This window comes from Undibacterium umbellatum (genome assembly GCF_014284125.1).
Lineage (GTDB): Bacteria > Pseudomonadota > Gammaproteobacteria > Burkholderiales > Burkholderiaceae_D > Undibacterium > Undibacterium umbellatum.
In genome coordinates this window covers 137,634-159,452 of sequence record NZ_JACOFX010000015.1, presented here as the reverse complement: position 1 = coordinate 159,452, position 21,819 = coordinate 137,634, and the positions used below count along the sequence as shown (strand labels likewise).

At 50.6% G+C, this 21,819-nt stretch carries 19 protein-coding genes; 14 read left to right on the top strand and 5 right to left on the bottom strand.

The window, feature by feature from the left end:
* Positions 1-64: 64 nt before the first annotated feature.
* Complete coding sequence (locus H8L47_RS22415; protein WP_222616649.1) at positions 65-1,726, bottom strand: M20/M25/M40 family metallo-hydrolase; 1,662 nt, start codon at positions 1,724-1,726, stop codon at positions 65-67.
* A gap of 268 nt (positions 1,727-1,994) precedes the next feature.
* Between H8L47_RS22415 and H8L47_RS22410 the strand changes: the two genes are divergently transcribed.
* The 7 genes from H8L47_RS22410 (at position 1,995) to H8L47_RS22380 (ending at position 9,480) form a co-directional block, all read left to right on the top strand.
* The gene (locus H8L47_RS22410; protein ID WP_305260475.1) at positions 1,995-2,324 is read left to right on the top strand and encodes an ArsR/SmtB family transcription factor; all 330 of its coding nucleotides are present in this window, start codon (positions 1,995-1,997) and stop codon (positions 2,322-2,324) included.
* On the top strand, positions 2,317-2,817 hold the full coding sequence (locus tag H8L47_RS22405) for an SRPBCC family protein (RefSeq protein WP_186955824.1): 501 nt from the start codon (positions 2,317-2,319) through the stop codon (positions 2,815-2,817). The genes H8L47_RS22410 and H8L47_RS22405 overlap by 8 nt, the downstream gene beginning before the upstream one ends.
* Positions 2,818-3,002: 185 nt before the next feature.
* Entirely contained in the window at positions 3,003-3,974 is a 972-nt protein-coding gene (locus H8L47_RS22400) for a peptidylprolyl isomerase (RefSeq protein WP_186955823.1), read from the top strand.
* A 186-nt stretch (positions 3,975-4,160) separates the two neighbouring features.
* The gene (locus H8L47_RS22395; protein ID WP_186955822.1) at positions 4,161-6,359 is read left to right on the top strand and encodes a C1 family peptidase; all 2,199 of its coding nucleotides are present in this window, start codon (positions 4,161-4,163) and stop codon (positions 6,357-6,359) included.
* A 265-nt stretch (positions 6,360-6,624) separates the two neighbouring features.
* The gene (locus tag H8L47_RS22390) at positions 6,625-8,736 is read left to right on the top strand and encodes a TonB-dependent receptor plug domain-containing protein (protein ID WP_186955821.1); all 2,112 of its coding nucleotides are present in this window, start codon (positions 6,625-6,627) and stop codon (positions 8,734-8,736) included.
* 15 nt (positions 8,737-8,751) lie between these two features.
* Positions 8,752-9,150, top strand: coding sequence for a glutaredoxin family protein (locus tag H8L47_RS22385; protein ID WP_186955820.1), 399 nt, complete (start codon positions 8,752-8,754; stop codon positions 9,148-9,150).
* Positions 9,151-9,174: 24 nt separating this feature from the next.
* Complete coding sequence (locus H8L47_RS22380; RefSeq protein ID WP_186955819.1) at positions 9,175-9,480, top strand: hypothetical protein; 306 nt, start codon at positions 9,175-9,177, stop codon at positions 9,478-9,480.
* 279 nt (positions 9,481-9,759) lie between these two features.
* On the opposite strand, the gene H8L47_RS22375 is transcribed toward H8L47_RS22380, so the two are convergent.
* A complete protein-coding gene (locus H8L47_RS22375; RefSeq protein WP_186955818.1) occupies positions 9,760-12,087 on the bottom strand; it encodes a DEAD/DEAH box helicase in 2,328 nt (775 codons plus the stop codon).
* A 225-nt stretch (positions 12,088-12,312) separates the two neighbouring features.
* Here H8L47_RS22375 and H8L47_RS22370 point away from each other — a divergent pair, with 225 nt between their 5' ends.
* Positions 12,313-12,705, top strand: coding sequence for a hypothetical protein (locus tag H8L47_RS22370; protein WP_186955817.1), 393 nt, complete (start codon positions 12,313-12,315; stop codon positions 12,703-12,705).
* A 10-nt stretch (positions 12,706-12,715) separates the two neighbouring features.
* Here H8L47_RS22370 and H8L47_RS22365 read toward each other — a convergent pair whose 3' ends face one another.
* Complete coding sequence (locus H8L47_RS22365; protein WP_186955816.1) at positions 12,716-13,594, bottom strand: LysR family transcriptional regulator; 879 nt, start codon at positions 13,592-13,594, stop codon at positions 12,716-12,718.
* A 213-nt stretch (positions 13,595-13,807) separates the two neighbouring features.
* On the opposite strand from H8L47_RS22365, the gene H8L47_RS22360 reads away from it, so the two are divergent.
* From H8L47_RS22360 to H8L47_RS22335, 6 genes are all read left to right on the top strand, one after another.
* On the top strand, positions 13,808-15,037 hold the full coding sequence (locus tag H8L47_RS22360) for a M48 family metallopeptidase (protein WP_186955815.1): 1,230 nt from the start codon (positions 13,808-13,810) through the stop codon (positions 15,035-15,037).
* Between the two features lie 93 nt (positions 15,038-15,130).
* On the top strand, positions 15,131-15,790 hold the full coding sequence (locus tag H8L47_RS22355) for a TIGR00266 family protein (RefSeq protein ID WP_186955814.1): 660 nt from the start codon (positions 15,131-15,133) through the stop codon (positions 15,788-15,790).
* A 9-nt stretch (positions 15,791-15,799) separates the two neighbouring features.
* Positions 15,800-16,483, top strand: coding sequence for a TIGR00266 family protein (locus H8L47_RS22350; RefSeq protein ID WP_186955813.1), 684 nt, complete (start codon positions 15,800-15,802; stop codon positions 16,481-16,483).
* Positions 16,484-16,491: 8 nt separating this feature from the next.
* Positions 16,492-17,508 carry a TIGR00266 family protein gene (locus H8L47_RS22345; protein WP_186955812.1) on the top strand — a complete coding sequence of 339 codons (1,017 nt, stop codon included), beginning with the start codon at positions 16,492-16,494 and terminating at the stop codon, positions 17,506-17,508.
* Between the two features lie 620 nt (positions 17,509-18,128).
* Positions 18,129-18,896 carry an SDR family oxidoreductase gene (locus tag H8L47_RS22340; protein ID WP_186955811.1) on the top strand — a complete coding sequence of 256 codons (768 nt, stop codon included), beginning with the start codon at positions 18,129-18,131 and terminating at the stop codon, positions 18,894-18,896.
* Between the two features lie 43 nt (positions 18,897-18,939).
* Complete coding sequence (locus H8L47_RS22335; protein WP_186955810.1) at positions 18,940-19,245, top strand: NIPSNAP family protein; 306 nt, start codon at positions 18,940-18,942, stop codon at positions 19,243-19,245.
* A 25-nt stretch (positions 19,246-19,270) separates the two neighbouring features.
* On the opposite strand, the gene H8L47_RS22330 is transcribed toward H8L47_RS22335, so the two are convergent.
* Together H8L47_RS22330 and H8L47_RS22325 are read right to left on the bottom strand one after the other, a co-directional pair.
* The gene (locus H8L47_RS22330; RefSeq protein ID WP_186955809.1) at positions 19,271-19,903 is read right to left on the bottom strand and encodes a Yip1 family protein; all 633 of its coding nucleotides are present in this window, start codon (positions 19,901-19,903) and stop codon (positions 19,271-19,273) included.
* Between the two features lie 24 nt (positions 19,904-19,927).
* Positions 19,928-21,697 (bottom strand): ABC transporter substrate-binding protein, encoded by a 1,770-nt coding sequence (locus H8L47_RS22325; protein WP_186955808.1) that lies wholly within the window; start codon positions 21,695-21,697, stop codon positions 19,928-19,930.
* Between the last annotated feature and the right edge of the window lie 122 nt (positions 21,698-21,819).

Here is a 21,819-nt window from a genome sequence, read left to right as displayed (position 1 = left end):
ACAAACGGCCCTTTCCTTTGAGAATGCAGACGGATTACCGAAAAACTATCTCAGAAAGCCGGATTTACTTTGCAGTTTCTTCGGCTACCTTGGCTTCGTCTTTTTTCTCGTCCTGCGGTGGGTCCTTAGGCATGGGCTTGCGCGGCAACATGTCATTGCGGTTAGCCGCATGCGCGACGAAGCTGGCCAATACCATGGAAGCCTGGGTCAGGTCACTCTTTTGTACCTTGTCATACACATCCACACTGGAATGATGGGTGCGGCTGAAGTAATCCATATCATCCTGGATGAATTGAAAACCGGGCACGCCGACGCGGTCGAAACTGACATGGTCGGTGCTGCCAGTGCTACGCAAGGTTGTTGTAGTTGCCCCCACATCATGGAAAGGAGCCAGCCAGGCATCGAAGATCGGTTTCAGGGCGGCATTATTTTCTGCGTAAATACCACGAATTTTTCCGCCGCCATTGTCCAGGTTGAAGTAGGCAGAAATCTTGCCGTGCATGGGTTTGATGCTCAGAGGCCCGGTAGGCTTGCGGGCAAAGCTGGGCAATTCCAGTTCCTTGGGATCAGTGGGTTCTGGTCGTGAAGCGACCCATTTATTGACATAGGCACGTGAACCCAACAAACCCTGCTCTTCACCGCCCCACAGGGCGATGCGTATGGTGCGGCGCGGCTTGAAGCCGCTGGCTTTTAACAGACGCATGGCTTCCATGGCCATGGCGACACCGGCAGCGTTATCTGTAGCACCCGTACCGCCATGCCAGGAATCCAGATGCGCACCCAGCATGACGATTTCATCTTTTTTATCTGTGCCCGTAATTTCTGCCAGTACATTGATGGCGGCTTCCGGGTCTTCATCATTGAAAGTTGCCTTGACGTCGATCTCCAGTTCCACGGTTTTCTTCTTTTCCACCAGGCGATACAGACGGTTATAAGTTTCCGTGGCAACAACCAGGTTAGGTGGTCCGGTCAACTCCCCTTTCTTGTACGAGCCACCGTCCTGTACAAAGATGGTGCCGTCTTCGCCACGAGTCACATTCAGTGTCGCCAGGACTTTTTCTTCCATCAGGAATGCGCGCAGTTTTTTAGCAAACATGAATCGCTTGACATAGGTCTGCATATCGCCACGGCGTGAAGGAGCAGGGTCAAAATCAATCTTGCTGAGCTCACCCAACTCATCATGGGAATAGCGGTGGGCATCTGCCTTCACACGTGGTTTGATGGGCAGGGGATCATCCAGCATCACAATGGCACCAGCCAATTTGCCCTTCCATTTGGCGAGATCTTCCTCAGCCGCTATTTTTGCGATGACCAGCTTACCGCGTTGCAATCCATCTGTGCCAGGCGTCCAGGCTTTGGGGATGGCATACAGATCGACTTGTGAAGGGACGACCATGCGCAGTGTGGTTTTTTCCAGTGTCCAGCCACGGCCAAACGGAGCAAAACTCTCGCTGTGGATGTTTTGCAGGCCCCATTCACTCATTTTACTGCGGGTCCAGTCTCCCGCCTTGCGCAAGGCGGGCGAACCTGTCAGCCGGGGGCCGATTTCATCGGTCAGTACGCCCATTATTTCTTGCGCCTTGGAGCGGTTCATGGCCTCATCACGCAATTTGGTGATCAGGTCGAGATCAATTTTTTCTTCATTGACGGTCGCAGCAAATGCAAACTGACCGGAAAAACTGCTGGCGATGAGGGCGGTACTACATAAAACCTGAAGCATGCGCATTAATGTCTCCTGTTGGAATATTTTTCTGAAATGCCGGTAGGGGTCTTAATTATCATTCTTATACCGGACTTGCTGTCTGGGGTTTGAGCAGGCAAACCGGGAATTGTTCCTTGATTTCCGTGCATTTAGGAAATATTCCTTATATTTAACAGGAATACCTGAAAAAAATTTGCTGACATCCAGTTTGACAAGGCAATAAAATTATCATATTTTACCAATTAGTTAAATAAAGAAATACCGCCATCCTATGCAACAAGATGCCCTCAGCATGACATTTTCGGCACTGGCCGACCCCACCCGCCGCGCCATCCTGGCCCGACTGTCCACGGGCGAATCTTCAGTCAGTGAACTGGCGCAACCATTTGAGATGAGCATGTCCGCCATTACCAAGCATTTGAAAGTGCTGGAGCGCGCTGGCCTTATCACGCGCAGCCGCAGTGCCCAGTGGCGCCCTTGCCAGTTACAGGCTGCACCACTCAAAGAAGCATCAGGCTGGGTTGATCAATACCGCCAGCACTGGGAGCAGAGCCTCGACAGGCTTGAAATTTATCTGCAAGACCTGCAGCAATTACCGTCACCGGAGAACAAACATGAATGAAAACAAACCAGATTTTGTCATTACCCGCGTCCTGAAAGCGCCGCGTGAACTGATATTTACTGCCTTTAGTGAAGCAGATCACCTGGCGAAATGGTGGGGGCCGACAGGCTTTAGCGTAGTACAGTCCAGCATGGATTTGCGCGTCGGTGGCAGCTATCACTTTGGCATGCGCGGCCCGGATGACAGCATGATGTGGGCTAAATTTGTTTACAAGGAAATAATTCGTCCTGAAAAACTGGTTTATCACCATAGTTTTTCTGACGAAGAAGGCAATCTGTCCCATCACCCCATGAGCCCGACCTGGCCGCTGGAGATTTTATCGACGGTCAGTTTTGATGAACATGCTGACGGCACCCTGCTGACGATACGCTGGAGCCTGCTCGACAATGCCACTGATGAAGAAAGACGCATATTCCACGCGACCTTTGGCAGCATGGATCAGGGTTTTGGTGCCACCCTGAATCAGTTGCAGGCTTACCTCGCCAGACTCTAATATTTTCGGGGCTTCAGTCTCACAGGGGCACACACAGACATTTTTACTGAATTTTAGTAAGTAAAAGTGAATAACTAGCATGACAAGTAAAATCGCGAGTAGAATTCAGCGTCATTTTTTAAATCGTCGTATGCCGACAGGCATGATATCTGCTGCAAAGTCAGCTCAATATTGAAGGAATGTGTATGTCAATTAAATCCCGTGTAGTCCTGGGTAGCGCGCTTGCCTTGTTGGTACTCAGCGCCTGTAATGATAAAAATGCAGATAAAGCTGCATCAGCTTCTGCTTCAGCCTCAGCCTCGGCATCTGCCAGCAGCAACGAAGTTGCTGCCACTGTTGATGGCACAGCGATCAGCAAGAAGCAACTCGACCAGATCATGCAACAGCAAGCCGGCCAAGGCATGCCTGATACGCCTGAAACACGCAAAATGATCATCGACAACCTGGCCATGCAACTCCTGGTTGCCAAAGAAGCCGTCAAAAAAGGTTTGGAAAAAACCCCTGACGTTGCCGACCAACTGGAAATGACACGTCAATCCATCCTGGCCAATGCCTTTGTCAAGGATTACATCAAGACAGCAGCTGTCACTGATGAAGGCCTGAAAGCAGAATACGAAGACTTCAAGACCAAGAATGGCGGCAATGAATTCAAGGCACGCCATATCCTGGTTAAAACAGAAGACGAAGCCAAAGACATCATCGTCAAGATCAAAAAAGACATCAAAGCTTTTGAAGGTCTGGCAAAATCCAAATCCCTGGACCCAGGTTCCAAAGTCAGCGGCGGCGACCTCGGCTGGTTCAATCCACGCGGCATGGTGCCAGAATTTGGCGCAGCAGTTGCCAAACTGGAAAAAGGTAAATTCACAGAAGAGCCAGTCAAATCGCAATACGGTTACCACGTCATCGTTCTTGACGATTCCCGTCCTGTCGCCGTCCCGCCACTGGAAGAAGTCAAAGCAGGCCTGACTCAGCAATTGCAACAAAAAAATCTGAAGAAAATGCTGGATGACATGAAGGCAAAAGCCAAGATAGAAATCAAGGAAGCACCAGCCGCAGCTTCTGCTCCGGCAGCAACAGCACCGCTGACTGTGACACCAACTGTTGTACCAGCAGCATCTGCATCCGCTTCAGCTTCTGCTGACGCAGCCAAAAAATAAGTCCTGGTCCTGCAGAGTAACAAGGCCATCAAGCCAGGCTTGATGGCCTTTTTCTTTACCCGCAACGTCTATTTGGCACCACAAAATAATTAAATTATTGCCAATAATTGCAATTCTTGAGACACTATTATTATCAATAGTACAAGCAAGCAATTTCCCCTACCTTGCCCAGCTCAGGAGGCTCTCATGCCAACCCAGACCATCCCCTTCAACGGCAGTGAACTGGCACTGGATGCCCGCCCTGATAGACTGGATATACGTGACCGCATGTACACCCCCAGGGTGCGGAATTTGCCGATTGCCTATCCCGAACCGGATTTCGTCAAAAAACAGCTGGCCAATTACATCAAGTCAAATATGGTCTTGAATCAGGGCAAGGATGGTGCCTGTACCGGCTTTGGGCTGGCTGCCGTCATCAATTATCTGTTTTGGCTACGCGACTCCAGCAGCAAGGAAAGCAGCCCTCGCATGATTTATCACCTGGCGCAATTGTATGATGAGTGGGCAGGAGAAGATTATGTCGGTTCCAGTTGCCGTGGCGCGCTCAAGGGCTGGCACAAGCATGGTGTTTGCAGCCGCGAACTCTGGCCTTACACGGTAGACAAGAATGACAAAGTGCCCGATTTCGAAGCACCCAAACCAGGCTGGGAGAAAGATGCACTTAGTCGCGCCCTCGGTGTGTATTACCGCATAGACAAAGAATCCATCACCGACATGCAGGCTGCCATCGTTGAGATAGGTGCCATCTATGTCTCTTGCAAAGTTCACCGGGGCTGGGGTGAAGTAAGTCCAGCCAAAACTGCCAGCTTTAGCAAGCTGGATCAACTGCCCATCGTCAACTTCAGTGAAATCAAGGCCGGTGGCCATGCCTTTGCCTTGCTGGGCTATACCGATCAGGGTTTTGTCGTGCAGAATTCCTGGGGCAGGGATTGGGGCTTGCATGGTTTTGCCATCCTCACTTATGACGACTGGCTGGTGAATGGCAGCGATGCCTGGACTGTGTCCCTGGGCGTACCCGTGCGCCAGGTAGATGCCGTGAATCGCACCCGCGCTGAAAAATTATTGGCACCGCAAGCCGATATCCCACCCTCTGCCGCCTTCAAAGCCAGTGGTTCAGCCCTGATACCAAATAGTGCCAGCGCATCCAGCAAGGCCGGACAGCCAGCATTAAGCATGGACCAGGCGTATAGCCTGACTGTGGTCATGGGAAATGATGGTGGCCTGATACAAAGATTGCTGGAAGTTGCCAATGCTGCGGCAACAGTGGACAAAGTCTTGCTGCAGGCACCGCAAGAATGGTTCAAACAGCAAGGCAACACCAAGGTATTAAAACTGGCCCTGTATGCCCATGGTGGCTTGAACAGTGAAGACGATTCACTGAAGCGCATTGCAGCCATGGCCCCCTACTTTCTGGCGAATGGCATTTACCCTGTTTTCATCACCTGGAAGACCGGGCTCAGTGAAACTTTGGGCGATATCCTGACAGACAAGCTGAAAGACCATTTGCCAGCATTTGTTTTGTCTCGTGGCTGGTTGCAGCAACTCAAAAATGCCACTGTCGATGTCATGGACCGCACGGTAGAAAGCATGGCTGCCAGTCTGGGTGGCAAAGCGCAATGGATGCAGATGAAGCAAAATGCTGCACTGGCTATCGAAGATGACAACCCACCACGCGGCTTGCTGGCGATTGCCGACCGGCTCAAGGACTTGAACAAGGCATTGGGCAAGGGCAAACTGGAAATCCATCTGATTGGACATTCGGCTGGCTCTATCGTGCATGGCCATTTGCTGAACCTGCTGACAACGCGCAAGCTGACTGTCAGCACTTGCAGCCTGTATGCACCGGCTTGCAGCCTGGAATTTGCAGAAAACACGTATCGCCCGGCCATGGAAAACGATATCCTGGCGCGCGAAAATTTCCATATCCATCTGTTGTCGGATGCGCGTGAACGGGATGACAATGTCGCTGGCATCTACCGCAAGTCCTTGCTATACCTGGTCGCACGCGCCTTTGAAACTCGTCACAAAACACCGTTGCTGGGCATGGCTGCCAGCCTGGATGCAGCCTATTTCATTGGCAAGAAAACCAGAGATGGCCAATGGAACGAAGCCACCATCGCCACGCTGAAGAGCTGGAATAATTTCTATTGGGGCAAGGACCTGCCCAGCGATTTTGCAGAGAATGGCGCAGGACTGACGGCGGATCAAAAAGCCAATCTGCACATCATCAACGACACTCACATCAGTAACGGCAAAGAATTGATACGGGTTGCCCACGGCACTTTTGATAATGATGTAGCTGTCATCTCGCAAACCCTGGCACGCGTCCTGGGCATGGAATCAGCAGATGCTTTGCCAGTGACGGTGGAGAATTTGGAATATTGAGCATATCTGACATTCAAGAGTGTTGTACTGCTCAGTCAAAAGGCGCCCAGCCTATCCATGCTTTGTGCCGAAGAGAGAAGATAGAGTCTGAAGTTTCGATGAAGGGTTTTACCAACAATGCAATTAGGATGTTGCATTATTGGTAAATTGTTGTATGATGCCCAACGATTAGAATTGCATCATTCGCAACATATACATGCCGTTTAATCTGATCCTTCTTTGCAGCCTGCTATTGCTTGCCAGGCTTGCTTACGCACAAGAGAGCTTGCAAAATAATTCCGCTGAGTCGCAGGTAATCATCAATGGGCAAAAAGGGGACTTGCAGCAAAATCGTGATTTCGTCGCTGGTAAGCTAATTATCGGAAGAAAAACGCTCACTGAAAGCGGCCTGAAAAATGTCAATGAAATTTTACGACGTGAACCTGCCATCACTATTGCAAAGGATGGTCGCATAGGTTTGATGGGGCTGCCTGGCTATACACAAATCCTGATTGATGGCGTTGCGCCAAGTGGCAAAGATCCCCTGGATCTTGATTTAATCCAGGTTGAAAAAATTGAGATCATCAAATCGGCAACAGCTGCTACCGGTCCCTTTGGCATTGCAGGAACCATCAATATAATAAGCCGCAAAGTCGTCTCAACACAGTCTTCACAGCTTAGTCTGGGTAGCTCTGTGAAAGCTGGTCATTATGGCGCGAATCTGTCCTGGTCGACGAATCAGGTATCCGCAAATAGCCCTTTTCGCTTTAATGCCTCTTTGACTGCCAGCACTGATGCAAAAATTACGGCAGATCACTATCGTATCTATCAGGCTACGACGACACCACTGTTGAATTCTGTACTTAATGGGAATAAGCAAGCAGATACCCGCTCTGACTTTACAAGTGCTACTTCAGAAGTAATCTGGAAACCAAGCCCTGGTCATAACTTCAGTTTTTCACCCGATATCGGTGAGTTTACTATCCGGACACATAGTACAGAACAAAGATTAAACAGTGCCAATTTGCTTTTCCTGAACCAAGAAAATGCACAGGATAGATTATCTAATTACGCATTGCCTCTACGCTGGAATTATACAACGCAGGATGATAGCCAGCTTGAAGTCAAGTTTAATGTCAATCATCTGCAAATAGCCAATACCAACACTCAATCAATCAGGGAAGAGGGCACGGCAAGCTATGACTTTTATCGCCAACAAACTCAGGTTAAAAATACGAATTACTTTTTAATTGCCAACTACAAGACAGAATGGCAAGCCGATCATGAGATTGAAGCGGGTGTACATTTATCTCGACATGATAATCAGTCACAATTCGATAACACCATCAACAATGTGCTTGATTCCAGACTAGCTATAGTCGGTTCCGGGTATCAGATCAAGAAAAACATCTACCGCCTCTTTATCCAGGATGACTGGCGTATCAATAAATCGTGGGCTTTGAATATAGGCCTGACGACAGAACAACAAGATTATCAACTTGATGAAAAACTGGCACAGCAACAACGCCATTATCAAATCTGGGCACCCTCGTTTCATTTATTGAAAAAAATCGATGGCGATAGTAAACGTCAATTACGTGCATCTGTTGCCAGAACATTTCAAGCACCCAGTCAAAGCCAGCTCTTGCTGCGTCCACAAATCAATCCACTGGCGCCTTGTAGCAAGACATGTCAGGCCAACACGCCAGATACCCCAGACAGTGCAGGAAATTCTCATTTGCGCATGGAAAGCGCCTGGGGTTTGAATCTGTCCTATACCCAAAGTATAGGTAGCAATAGCGAAATCAGTACTGAGTATTACATGCGCGCCCTGCAAAACAAGCTGGGCACTCAAATCAATCTGGAAAATACCTTGTGGTCGGAACAGCCGCGCTATGTCTGGCGGCCAGCAAATCTGGGGCAAGCAAACATCCAGGGGCTTAACCTGACATTCCGCTTGAATATGCGTGATTTGTGGCCACAGGCACCCAAGCTGGAACTCAATGGCAGTACAGGCTATGCCAGATCCGTAGTCAGCGACATACCCGGCCCTGATAATCGTATTCAAGACCAGTCCCCCTGGCACCTCAAATTAAATGGCAGCTACACGATGGCTGATTTACCTTTGAAACTTCAAGTTGACGCTAATTACTTGCCAGCAGATTGGTTACGCAGCAATTTTGCACTGCGTCGTTACCAATCACATCAATTGACTGTGAATACTCAAGCTTTGTGGACAATCAATAATAAACTGCGTTTGAGTTTGAACCTGGATAATTTATTCCCGGCTGAGAGCCTGCGCATCGATGAATACACGCAAGCAGTTGGCAGTTTGCAAAGGGTGACTTACACCGGGAATTACCGCAAGCTGGGCTTGCGCATGGAAATTAAACTATAGGAGACCAGGAGATAAATGAAACAGCAAATCAAGAAATGGGGAATCAATATTTTCCTTATCACTGCTACAGCCGCACTGGCATTGGCCATTGGTAGTCAAGTGCCCGCATTAATGAAAAATATGCGTGGGCCCTATAAAAATGGTGACTTCAGCGAGCACCTTGCTAATTTACCTCATAAGCTGACACTATACGGCACGACAAGTTGCCCTCACTGTGAAAATGCAAGGCTATACCTGAAGCGTGCAGGAATACCCTTTAATGATCAAATTATTGATCGGTCATCAATCGCGAGCACTGCTTATAAACAACTTGGTGAAGTTCATGTCCCGGTACTTGTCTCCAAACAAAAGCTCATTGTCGGTTTTGACGAAAAATATTACGCAAATTTAAGTCAGCAGGTTTATGCAAAGTAAATTGACCAAACTCAAACGATAGATATGAAAATTAAAACCTGGATAAAAGCCGCCACAATCATTGCTTGTTTGAGCAATTTACATGCACTGGCACAAACTGCGACCACTCCACAAGTATGCTATAGCCGTTGCATTAAACCAGACTTTGATGATTCTGAAAATTTCAACGAAGAGTTCATCGCCAAGCTCAGAAAAATTCAGGCAAAGAGAAAAGAAGAAACAGATCCTGGTAAAATTTCTGAATTGGCTAAAGAAGAAGAAACTGAACTGGACCGTTTAAAAAGATCCTTGCTAAGATCTTGCAAAAAAGCATGTAGCTATTCTGAATAATGAACGAGCCAGGTGGTTGTTTGTTTGCGTGGTTTTTATAAATGCTGAATCTATTGATAGGCTTATGGTGAGTGTTGCCGTGCAGGCTCTTTGAATTGAATCCGGCCATATTTACCATCCCGAAGGTAGATGGCGCAATGCAGATATGCTGAGGGGGCGTGCTTAACGACGCTTTCGAAACTTACAAACACGGCATCCCTCACTGACACCTCAATAAAAAACCCCGCATGAAAGCGGGGTTTGGCTTGCGAGTTAACTCAATGAGAACTCACTCAGGCCTTATTTAGGGCCCTTGCGATGTGGCTTGGCTGCTGCTGGTTTGCCAGCTCCATAGCCCTTGGCTTTTTCTGTCACGCGGCGATCACCACCAGCTTTCTTAGGGCCGAAAGGTGACGGCTGGTTGACTGGCAGGGGCTTGCGCACGTGGTCTTCACCGACCGGGCTGATCTGGATTTGTTTGCCTGCGACCCAGACGCCTTTCAACTGCTTCAACAATTCCTTGGGCATGCCATCTGGCAGGTCCAGTGTGCTGTAGTCGTCGAAAATATCGATACGGCCTATGTGCTTGGCTTCCAGACCGGCTTCATTGGCAATTGCACCGACGATATTGCTAGGCGTAACAGCATCAGCCTTGCCAACTTCGATACGGTAAGTCAGCATGGGGATGCTGACCTTGCCTTTGCCGTCAGCCTTGTCTTTCTTGGGCTTGGCCGGACGTTCTTCATCGAGGGGTGCACGGGCGGCGCGGTCTACTACCTGGTTCAGTTTGCTGCCTGGTGCTGCTTCGGCAACACTAGGGGCACGTGGGGCGCGTTCACGAGGCGCTTCTTCACGCGCACGTGGTGCCGGGCGGGATGCTGAAGCACTGCTGCCCTGGCCTTTTTCTGGACTGATGCGCAGGGCCTGACCAGCAACACGTACTGAACTCAGATGTTCCATCATGTCGCCAGGCAAATTGTCTGGCAGATCAAGGATGGTGTAGTCATCATAGATATCGATACGACCGATGAACTTGGATTCTATATTGGCTTCATTGGCAATTGCGCCTACGATATTGCCTGGCTTGACGCCATGATCATGTCCAACCGCAATGCGGAAGGTCTGCATGCCTGGCTCTGGTGTGCGCGGGCTGTGTTCACGGCGTGCGCCACGGTCTTCACGCGGTGCACGTTCAAACCTGTCACCCCTGTCGCCACGATCACCGCGGTCATTCCTGTCACCACGTTCTGCACGGGCCGGGCGCTCATCGCGCCAGCTATCGTCAGTCTTGGTTTCCTTGCGGTTTTTATCGAGCAACAAAGGTTCATCGCCACGCGCCATTTTGGCCAGCGCAGCAGCGATTTCCACTGCCGGGATATTTTGTTCGCGTTCAAAATCTTCGATCAGGGATGTGAATTGTTCCAGGCCACCTAGCGCCAGGGTCGCTGTAATCTGATCCTTGAAGCGGGCGATACGGACATCATTGACCGTCTGGATAGTCGGCAATTCCAAAGGAGATACTGGCTGGCGCGTCGCTCTTTCTATCGCTTTCAACAAGTTCTTTTCACGCGGCGTAATGAACAGGATAGCTTCACCACTGCGACCGGCACGGCCAGTACGGCCTATGCGGTGGGTATAGCTCTCAGGATCATACGGTACGTCATAGTTGATGACATGGCTGATACGTTCTACGTCCAGACCACGGGCAGCAACGTCAGTGGCAACCAGAATGTCGATCTTGCCGTCTTTCAGTTGCTGGATGGTGCGTTCACGCTGTTGCTGGTTGATGTCGCCATTGATGGCGGCTACCGAGAAGCCTCTTGCACCCAACCTGGCTGCCAGTTCTTCTGTACCCAGTTTGGTACGGGCAAAAATAATCATGCCGTCGAAAGTCTCGGCTTCCAGTATGCGTGTCAGTGCATCCAGCTTGTGCATGCCGCTGACCAGCCAGTAGCGCTGGCGTATATTGTCGGCAGTGCCAGTCTTGGCAGCGACTGTTACTTCTGCCGGTTTGTTCAGGTAAGTCTGGGCAATGCGTTTGATGGCAGGAGGCATGGTGGCCGAGAACAAGGCGGTCTGGCGGCCTTCTGGCGTTTCTTGCAAGATGCGCTCTACGTCATCGATAAAGCCCATGCGCAGCATTTCATCGGCTTCATCCAGCACCAGGGTTTTCAGGGCGGACAAATCCAGCGTGCCCTTGTCCAGATGATCAATGACGCGGCCAGGAGTGCCCACTACTACATGCACACCGCGGCGCAGTGCCGACAGTTGCGGGCCATAGCTCTGGCCACCGTAGATAGGCAAGACGTGGAAACCGGGGATATGGCGCGCATAGGTCTGGAAGGCTTCAGCGACCTGTATTGCCAGTTCGCGTGTTGGTGCCAGCACCAGCGCCTGTGGCGTAGTCTGGCGAATATCGATGCGCGACAGAACAGGCAGGGCAAAAGCAGCGGTTTTGCCAGTACCTGTCTGGGCCTGACCCAGGACGTCACGGTTAGACAGCAAAATCGGGATGGTTGCTGCCTGTATCGGCGACGGTGTTTCATAGCCTACATCCTGCAAGGCGCGCAGAATAGGCGCACTCAGTTGCAGGTCTTCAAAGGTAATCGGAGGTGTGTTTTCTGACATGGCGATGCTCGCTCGTTCTCTCGTATCGCAGGATGCGACAAGATGGTTATCCCTATAGTTTACTCTTCTACGCCAATCTCAGGGGATTTTCCTGCCAGCGACACTTGACAAAAAATACAAATTTTGCTTACTTATAAATTATATTTTTGATATTATTCATTATGTATTTAGTACTTTATCTAATGCGTAGTCCCGAATAAACCAGACTCAAGAATCCTCTACACCATGAAAAAATACCTGTTATTGGCATCTGCTTTTATTTGCTCGATGAACTCACTGCCAATTGCCAGCGCCGCAGATTTACCTTCTGACGCCGTCCGTCTGTATGCCAAAAACGCCAAGGTCGATGTACTACTAAATATTTCATATGAATCTGAAGACCTGGCAACCATAGACGCATTTCGTAAGGCTCTTGCCGATCTGGGACTTGCCTACAAGATGGAATTCAGCGTTACTACAGCGAGCAATAAAGTCACATCAAAAAAGTGGAAACTAAAAACCAGCAACAAAGTCGACCTTAAGGACAATAATGTAGATAATCAGGTCAGTACCCTGTACGAAACTGTCAAATCAAAAAGTGGCAGTTTTTCCTGGGACGTAGCGACAACCCCAAAGTAAATGCATCAGCTCATTTCATGAATTCGATAAAAGCCCGCAAAGCCGCGGATTGATGGCGGCGGCTGGGATAGTACAGATAAGTGCGCTCGGCCGCTGGCCACCAGTCTTCCAGCACATACTGCAATTGCCCCTGCTGCACCAGTTCATCGGCATAGCCACGGTAGGTATAGCATATCCCGGCACCATCGCTGGCAGCACGGGTGGCCACATAAAAATCATCAAACACCAACGCACCGGTGGTGGCGACTTCCATTTTTTCTTGCCCACGCTGGAATTCCCAACGATACCTTTGTCCGCTGGGAAAACGAAATTGTATGCATTGATGTTGCAACAAATCATGCGGCGTTGCAGGAATGCCATGCTCTGCCAAATAGGCAGGTGAAGCGCAGACGACGAAACGGACTTCCGGCCCCACCGGGATCGCCACCATGTCTTGCTGCAGGCTTTCACCAAAACGCAGGCCGGCATCGAAGCCCTGCTCAACGATATCAATGAGGGCATCGCTGCTGACGACTTCCAGTTCCACTTCAGGATAAGCGGCATGCCAGGCCGCCATCAACGGTGCCAGCGTGAGCTGTGCAGCCGGACGCGGCACGTTCAGGCGCAGGCGTCCTACCGGTTTATCCCTGAGTTCATTCAGACTTTCCAGTGCGCCCTGGATTTCTTGCAGCGCTGGTTGCAAACTCTGCAGTAAACGTTCGCCTGCCGGGGTCAGGCTGACACTGCGGGTCGTGCGTTGCAATAAACGCATGCCCAGTTTTTTTTCCATCCTGGTCAGCGTGTGACTAAGGGCAGAAGCCGTGATTTGCAATTCCTGAGCGGCCTGGCGAAAGCTGCGGCATTCGGCAACACGGGCAAAAGCCAATAAATCATTCAAGTCTGGTGACATACTGCTATTCGCTCATTATTTGCTGACATTATAAGGTTTCCTTGAATGCAAGTATTGTCTGCCATTTCCTCACCATGCCGATACCAAGGTATGTTCTGCAAAAAACTTAATCAAAAAGTATGGGTCACTGATTTATAATTCTGTCGCCCTGTTTGCAATTTCTCACACTCTGACAAACTGCGGCCAATTTTTAATATCACCCCCAGGACCTTCATGGACTTAGCTTCCAGTAAATATGCTTGCCACGCTTTTCATGCATCCCTGCCAGGTGGCCGTGATGTCGGTGAACTGAGTTTGTCGCAATCTGGCCTCAGTTATCATGTGGCATCCTTGCTGGGAACGCTGTCATTTGCCCACATGGAGCTGACCATGGGTGGCTCCAACAATACTCTGGTCTTCATCAAGCATGTCCATAAACCTGACCTGGTGCTCTACACCAGTGATCTTAGCATCCTGAAAAACCCTGCATTACTGGCCCATCCGGAGTGCTCGCGCCAGATTGCAGCACTGAGCCGCAAACGTATGCTCGGCTGGGGTCTGCTTGTTGGCTTTAGCCTGCTGCTGCTGGCATTGCCTGCAGGTTTAATATGGCAAATGGATGGTTTGTCTGCTTATGTAGCCAAGCAAGTGCCAGTGGAATGGGAAGAAAAACTCGGTGCCAGTGTCGCGGCCCAGGATGACCTGAAAAACAAGCGCATGCCCAAGGCCGAAGCTGACGCGGTCTTGAAGCCGCTAACCGCACCTCTGCTGCAAGCCTTGCCGGATTCACCGTATCGCTATTCCATCAACATCGTCAACGATAGCACCACCAATGCCTATGCCCTGCCCGGCGGTTATGTCGCGATTCATTCTGGCCTGATACTAAAAGCGGGTAGTGCCGAAGAATTGCTGGGTGTGTTAGCCCATGAAATCAGTCATGTCGAAGAACGTCATGGCACGCGCAGCATTATAGGCAATGCCGGGATTTACCTGGTTGCCAGCGCAGTGTTTGGCGATGTCAGCGGTTTGCTGGCGGTATTTGGCAATGCGGCTCCTATGCTGCTGAGTCAACAATATTCGCGTCGTTTCGAAACCGATGCCGATGAAAAAGGGGTATTGCTATTAATCCGGGCCCGCATCAATCCTGCAGGTTTGCCGGTCTTCTTTGAGCGCATGATTGCTGAAGAAAAAGCCGCGCTGGAAAAAATCGATAATAAACAGGCGCGCGAAGCCTACAAACAAGCCATGGGTTTGCTCAGTACCCATCCTGCCAGCGATAAACGCATGGCCCATTTGCGCACACTGATAGTCAAATCCCAGGGACCCTACATTAATCAGGACGCTGCATTCAAGGATTTGCAGGAAGCAGTCAAAAAATTTGTTGCCAAGTCTACGACCAACGAAATAAAAAAACCTGCGCCGACAACACCGTCACCAGCACCAGCACCAGCAACGCAATCCTGAAGCGCAAATAAGAAGTCCGCAGAATTGCCCCGGCAATTAGCTGCTAGGCAGCCTGGGTAACTGTTTGGAATTCAAAACCAAGAGGAGTTAGTAGTGAAAACCAATATCAAAGGAGGCCATGCCTTCTCCTATGTCGAAGTAGAACTCGAGCCTGGTGAAAGCATCATGACGGAACCTGATGCCATGTCCAGCATGGATGCCAGCCTGGATTTGACTGCGCATTTCAATGGCGGCGTGATCAAGGGCTTGCTGCGTAAGTATCTGGGGGATGAGTCTCTGTTCATCAGCCGCTTCAAGAATGCCACCTCTGCACCACGCCGCCTCACGATTGTGCAACCCACACCAGGTGAAATCCTGTGCCGGGAACTCAAAGATGAAGAGTATTTCCTGGTGCCCGGTGCCTTCCTGGCCTGCGAAGAAGGCGTCAATATAGGCCTGAGCTTTGCCGGCTTTGCTTCCTGGATTGCCCGTGAAGGCTTATTCCGTATCAAGGTCAGCGGTAATGGCAAGGTCTGGTTTGGTGCTTATGGTGCGCTGCTGGAAAAAGAAGTGAACGGTGAATACATCGTCGATACCAGCCATTTGGTGGCCTACGACCCATCGCTGCGCCTCAACCTGCAACTGGCTGGTGGCATTTTTTCCAGCTTCTTTGGCGGCGAAGGCCTGGTAACGCGCGTCAGTGGTCAGGGCAAGATCATCATCCAGACGCGCAGCATTTCCAGCCTGGCTGGCTGGCTCAATCCAAAACTGTAAGGACGCATCATGCATGTAGAATTAGTCAATCAGCCAGGCAATACCGCAGCCAAAGTCAGCCTGCGTCCTGGTGAAGTCTGCACCGCTGAATCAGGTGCCATGCTGGCCATGAGCAGCAATATGCAAATCACCACGACCACCCATAAAAAGCAGCGCGGCTCCCTGTTGAAAGCAGCCAAGCGTTTGCTCGGTGGAGAATCACTGTTCCTGAATCATTTTGAACCACAAAATACGCCGGGAGAAGTCTGGCTGGGTACAGACCTGGCAGGCGACATGCTGGTAATGCCGCTGGATAACGATAACCTGATCGTTCAGGGCGGCTCTTTCCTGGCCTGCGACGAAGGCATAGAAGTTGATCTGGGCTGGCAGGGTTTCAAATCCATACTGTCTGGCGAAAGCATTTTCTGGCTTAAATTAAAGGGCAAGGGCACTGCCGTGCTGTCTTCATTTGGTGCCATTTATCCAGTAGAAGTGGATGGTGATTACATCGTCGATACCGGCCATATAGTCGCTTTCAGCGAAACCCTGCAATTCTCCATCACCAAGGCAGGCAAGAGCTGGCTGCAATCCATACTCGGCGGTGAAGGCATGGTCTGTAAATTTTCTGGCCGTGGCACAGTATGGTGCCAGTCGCATAATGAAAGCAGCTTTGGCAGCCTGCTCGGCCCCAATCTCAAAGCTGGCAAACGCTAAGGACAGCCATGAATAACACTATGATAGATATCGTCCTCACCGGTGAGCTGGCCGAAGGCGTCAGCTTTGAACAAGCATGCGCGGCTATAGAAAAACTGTTCAAGCTGCCAACTGAACAAGCCAGGCAATTGCTGGAAACCGCGCCACGCGTCATCAAGCGTGGCCTGGATAGCGAAACTGCCGAGAAATACCGCCAGACCATAGAAAAAAATGGCTTGAAGGTAGTCTTGCAAAATGAGGGCGATGCTGCCGTCAGCAAGCCAGCTCCTGACACAGCACCGCCTGCCATACTCAAACAAGAACCCGATGTCACCACGACGAGCACAAGCATGGCACCTCAGCCAGTCGCAGCGACAGATTTCGCAGGTTTGAAATTCAGGATAGACGGTAGCCCTGATTTTGGCTTTGTCACAGTCGATTTGCCACGCGGACAAATGTTGAAAGTGGAGGCTAGCGCCATGGCCACCATGGACACCAATCTGGTCATGAAGACCAAGATGAAAGGCGGCATCTCACGCATGCTGGCTGGTGAAAACCTGTTCCTCAATGAATTCACTGCGGAAAACGGCCCAGGTGAAATCGGCATCGCCCCCGCTACTCCCGGCGACCTGATCCACCGCTACATACGCGGCGAAACGCTGTACCTGCAGAGCGGTGCATTTCTTGCCAGTACACCTGGCATCAATATCGAAACCAAATGGCAGGGCCTGACCAAGGGCTTCTTCTCCGGCGAAAGCCTGTTCCTGATCCGCGCCTCTGGCGAAGGTGACCTGTGGCTCAACAGCTATGGTGCCATCATAGAAATCGACGTTAAGGACGGCTACGTCGTCGACACCGGCAACATCGTCGCCTTCACCGAAGGTCTGGAATACAGCATCAGCAAAGTCGGCGGCTACAAATCCCTGTTCTTCTCCGGCGAAGGCTTCGTCTGCCGCTTCAAGGGTGAAGGCAAGCTGTGGATACAGACACGTAGCGTGGGCGCGTTTGCTGGATGGGCAAAGCAATATCGTCCGGCCAAGGGGTAAGCTCAATTTCTGACCATCCAGGATCGAAGAAATTTGATAGATGGTGGTGATGACGTTGCAGTTGTTTTTGACTTTAGCAGTTCCCATGTGTAACCGCCGTTTGTGCAGTGCAGAAATGGATTAAGAAGAGCCGCTGTTTGAGGCGTAGCAGGGGTTTCGTGCCGCATGCTGCACGCCTGCGTAACGACATGCGCTTGCAAGCGCAAGTTCCTAAGGGCAAGGCCGCAGCGAGTTTCGGATCTGCCCATTTTTTGTACTGCACAAACGGGAACCCCCTTTAGGAGGCGGTGACGCCTGGGTCGCCTTTTTGGCGCACCTTTTTGGCGAAGCAAAGAGGTGGGTAGCTGCCGGACTACCACCGGCCAGCAATCTTAGAATACGGATACCGACACTTGCAAATCAAGTCATCCCAAACGCTGCGATTCAGAAGTTAATGCCTTCACGATATCCATGAAAGCCACAGGGCGCCAGCCCAGTGAAATGTTTGCATAACATTCACATAAAGAAAAAAGCATCAATTACTGAAATTTACTCACCAATATCATGAACAAAACATGGATTGTTTCACCAATCCCTATCCACGATACTGCCATTTCCAACCCCTTATCAAGGAAACTGAAATGTCAGCAACATCCAATGATTTTAGTGAACAAGTCATCCTCATCACTGGTGGCTCCTCAGGCATAGGCCTGGCCAGCGCCCAGGCCTTCATCAATGCCGGTGCCAAACGCGTCTACATCACAGGCCGCTCACAAGCCAGACTGACAAAAGCCAGAGAAATCCTCGGCGACAGGGCAATCCCTGTTGAGGCCGATGTCGCCAGCATCAGCGACCTGCAAACCCTGCATGCCAAAGTTGCAGCCAACGGCGACAAACTTGATGTCCTGTTCGCCAATGCTGGCATCGCCATCCACAATCAGTTTGGCAGCACCACAGACGTGGAATTTGCCACTACCTTCGATACCAACGTCAAAGGCCTGTTCTTCACGGTACAAAGCCTGCTGCCATTGATGAAACCAGCTTCTGCCATCGTCCTGAATGCTTCTATCGCAGCCAGCAAGGGCATGCCCAACCTGAGCCTCTACAATGCGTCGAAAGCGGCGGTGCGCTCGTTTGCGCGCAGTTGGGCAAATGATCTCAAGGACAGCCTGATACGTGTCAACACCATCAGCCCCGGCGTGACTCGCACACCTATTATGGAAAATGGCCTGGGCATGAAAGAAGAAGATATCGCTCATTTTTCAGCCTATCTGGCTGGCGCGGCACCGGCGGGGCGTATGGGCAGGCCGGAAGAAATTGCGGCTGCCGTGTTATTTCTGGCATCGAAAGCCGCCAGCTACGTCAATGGCGTGGAATTGTGTGCCGACGGGGGCTTGATACAGGTTTAGCCAGAACAGGTAAGATAGGTTTTTTCTCCTGACAGCCTATATCATGATTACCTGCTATATCCGTTACATCATTGACCCCGCCAAACTGCCAGAGTTTGAACATTACGGCAAACTCTGGATACCACTGGTGAACAAGTTTGGCGGCCAGCACCACGGTTATTTCCTGCCTTCTGAAGGCGCAAATAATGTGGCACTGGCACTGTTCAGCTTCCCCACCCTGGCAGCGTATGAACAATACCGCATACAGATGATGGACGACCCTGAATGCCAGGCAGCATTCAAATATGCAGAGGAACACAAGTGCATAGTCAGTTATGAAAGAAGCTTTTTCCGGCCCGTCATGGCATAGGGCCATAGCGACAACTTCATGGTACTCAATCCAAATAACCGATGGTATTCGCTACAACGATCGCCAGTATCACGGGCAGCCAGGTGAGCAACATGAGCAAGCTTGCGTTGACCAGAATGAACCAACTCATTTTTTTCTGCGGCACTTCAAGCAGGACTGGCGCGCCCAGACATAGCAAGTAAATGCTGTAGATACTAGCGACAAAGTTCATGGCGACCATGGCGCTTATGCTGTCTGTCACCTTTTCTATACGAAAAAAGGGGAGCAATTGCATCGACTTCACGACCAACAGTGGCACTATGCTATAGATACTTAGCTTTAAAGCCTGTGGCAGGCTATACAGGCCGCCTAGCCTGCGACTCATGCCCTGCATGATACGTGCAAGGATATAAATGAACAGCAAACCCATGCCATAGGCGCGCACGGAATTCACGACCAGCATACGCAGGTAATCCCCTTCCAGTGGTTCCGCACCGGTCGTCTGGCCATAGGTGCGCAGCAATATGGTCGCCAGCAACCCCATTACCAAAAAGAAGGCTGTCAAAGGCATGATCGTCATGACGAAAACATGCTGACTGGTCAGGTTCTCTAGCGAAATCTTTCGCCACTCTTGCCTGGGTGCGACAAGTACATTGAACACGCTGCGTGCCAAATTCATTTTTTTCCTGACATGCTATAGAGCTTATTTGCTTTTTTCTACATCCAGAAAACGCCAGTCACCCCGCATGATGGGGTGAGTTTTATAGCCCTTTACCCAGGGCTGTATCAGCCAGTTGCGAACACGCCACAGTTCCAGGCTGTGTACGGTATCGGCTTCCATGATGCGCTCTATGGTGTTGAATAATTTTTGACGCTCGGGTCCGTTTGGCATCAGGCGGGCTTTTTCAAAGGCTTCGTCAAAGGTTGCAGATTTATAGCAACCATTATTGCCACGGTAGGCATTGCTGCCTACATAGGACTCCAGGAAATCAATGCCGTCCGGGATGTCAGCGACATAGCCCATGCCAAACATCATGAGCTTGCACTGGTAGGCAGACTTGAGGTTGTCGGCAAAACCGGCGACCGGGAATTCTGCGCGTATGCCTATCTTGTCGAGCGAACGCTTCCAGATTTCCATGCGCGCATAATCTCTGGTCTTGGGGGCAGAATGGATGCGTAGCTTCAGGGGCGATCCATCTGGCATACTGCGGTAACCGTCTTCACCGCGCTTATAGCCAAACTTGTCGAGCAGCTTGTTTGCCAGCGCCGGATCATAGACATTACTATTGCGATAACTGGCGTCATGTCCCACCACATCCGGTGGCACCATGCCATGAGCCTTGATGGCTTGTCCGAACCAGACCTGGTCTATTTCTTCCTGGAGGTTGTAAGATAGGGCAATCGCACGGCGCAGGGCTATCTTGTCCTTGCTGTAACCTCCCACGGTGGGGTCCTGAAAATTGAAGTAAGTACGGGTGACGCCTGGATCAATAAAGCGGTACAGCCGCAAACCCTTGGCTATAAATTCAGGTTTGAGTTTGCCCTGATCGAGTAACTTGACCGATGCTGCCGGCACCAGCATTTCAAAATCCAGCTGGCCAGAATCAAAGGCCAGCCAGCGTGATTGTTCCTCTTCTATGATAGCAACTTCCACTCTGCCGACTTGCGGCATTTGTTTGCCTTTCATATCCTTGATGATTTGCTTATCCCATTCCGAACCTGTGCCTTTGAAGTCCCAGACGAAACCACGATATTCGGGATTGGCTTCGAGAATTATTTTACTGCGCGGCACGTATTGCTTGAGCATGTAAGCACCTGTACCTACAGGATGCTGGTTGACGGCTTCACCATAGAGTTCGACAACTTCACGCGCAACTGCACCGCCCAGTGGTTTGGCCAGGTAGTAAATCAGGCTGGGGTCAGGTGCCTTCAAACGCATGATCAGGGTGTAATTGTCGGGGGTCTCCAGACCGGCAATGGGTTTGTCGTAATCGAACTTGCTGGTCTTTTTGGCTTCAGCAGTCAGTTCATCAAGGCCAATGACCTTGCCTTCCAGCACCCGTGAATGCACTGAACGATTATTCGGATCTACCAGGCGTTTGAAAGTATAAGCATAGTCGCTGGCCAGCAACTCCCGGCGCTGGCCTTTGAAGGCCGGGTCGGGAGCAAAATAAATCCCCTTCTTCAGACGAAAGGTCATCGTCTTGCCGCCATCTGTGATTTCAGGCAGGCTTACGATGGTATTGGGTATCAGCTTGGCAGGACGTGCCAGATAATCGTACGTGACGAGGCCTTCAAAGATCGCATCCGCCAGCCAGTTCGAATAAGTGCTATTGGTGCGCATGGCATCAAAACCGTCATCGGCGGCTTCAAAGGACAGGTGCAAGACTTTATTCGGGTCAGCAGCCGCTATCGCAGGCAGGCTCAAGCTGCAGAGCAGTGCCGTCAGCACAGCCGTCAGGGTAGATTTCATCTGAAAAAAGGAAAAAGAATAAAGCCAGCAGAATAGCAGTTAACGCCCGCATCTAGCCACCAACATCTAAGAACCTGTTTACGATCTGTAGCGAGCGTGCGTCAGCGGGGTGAAGAGCAGTG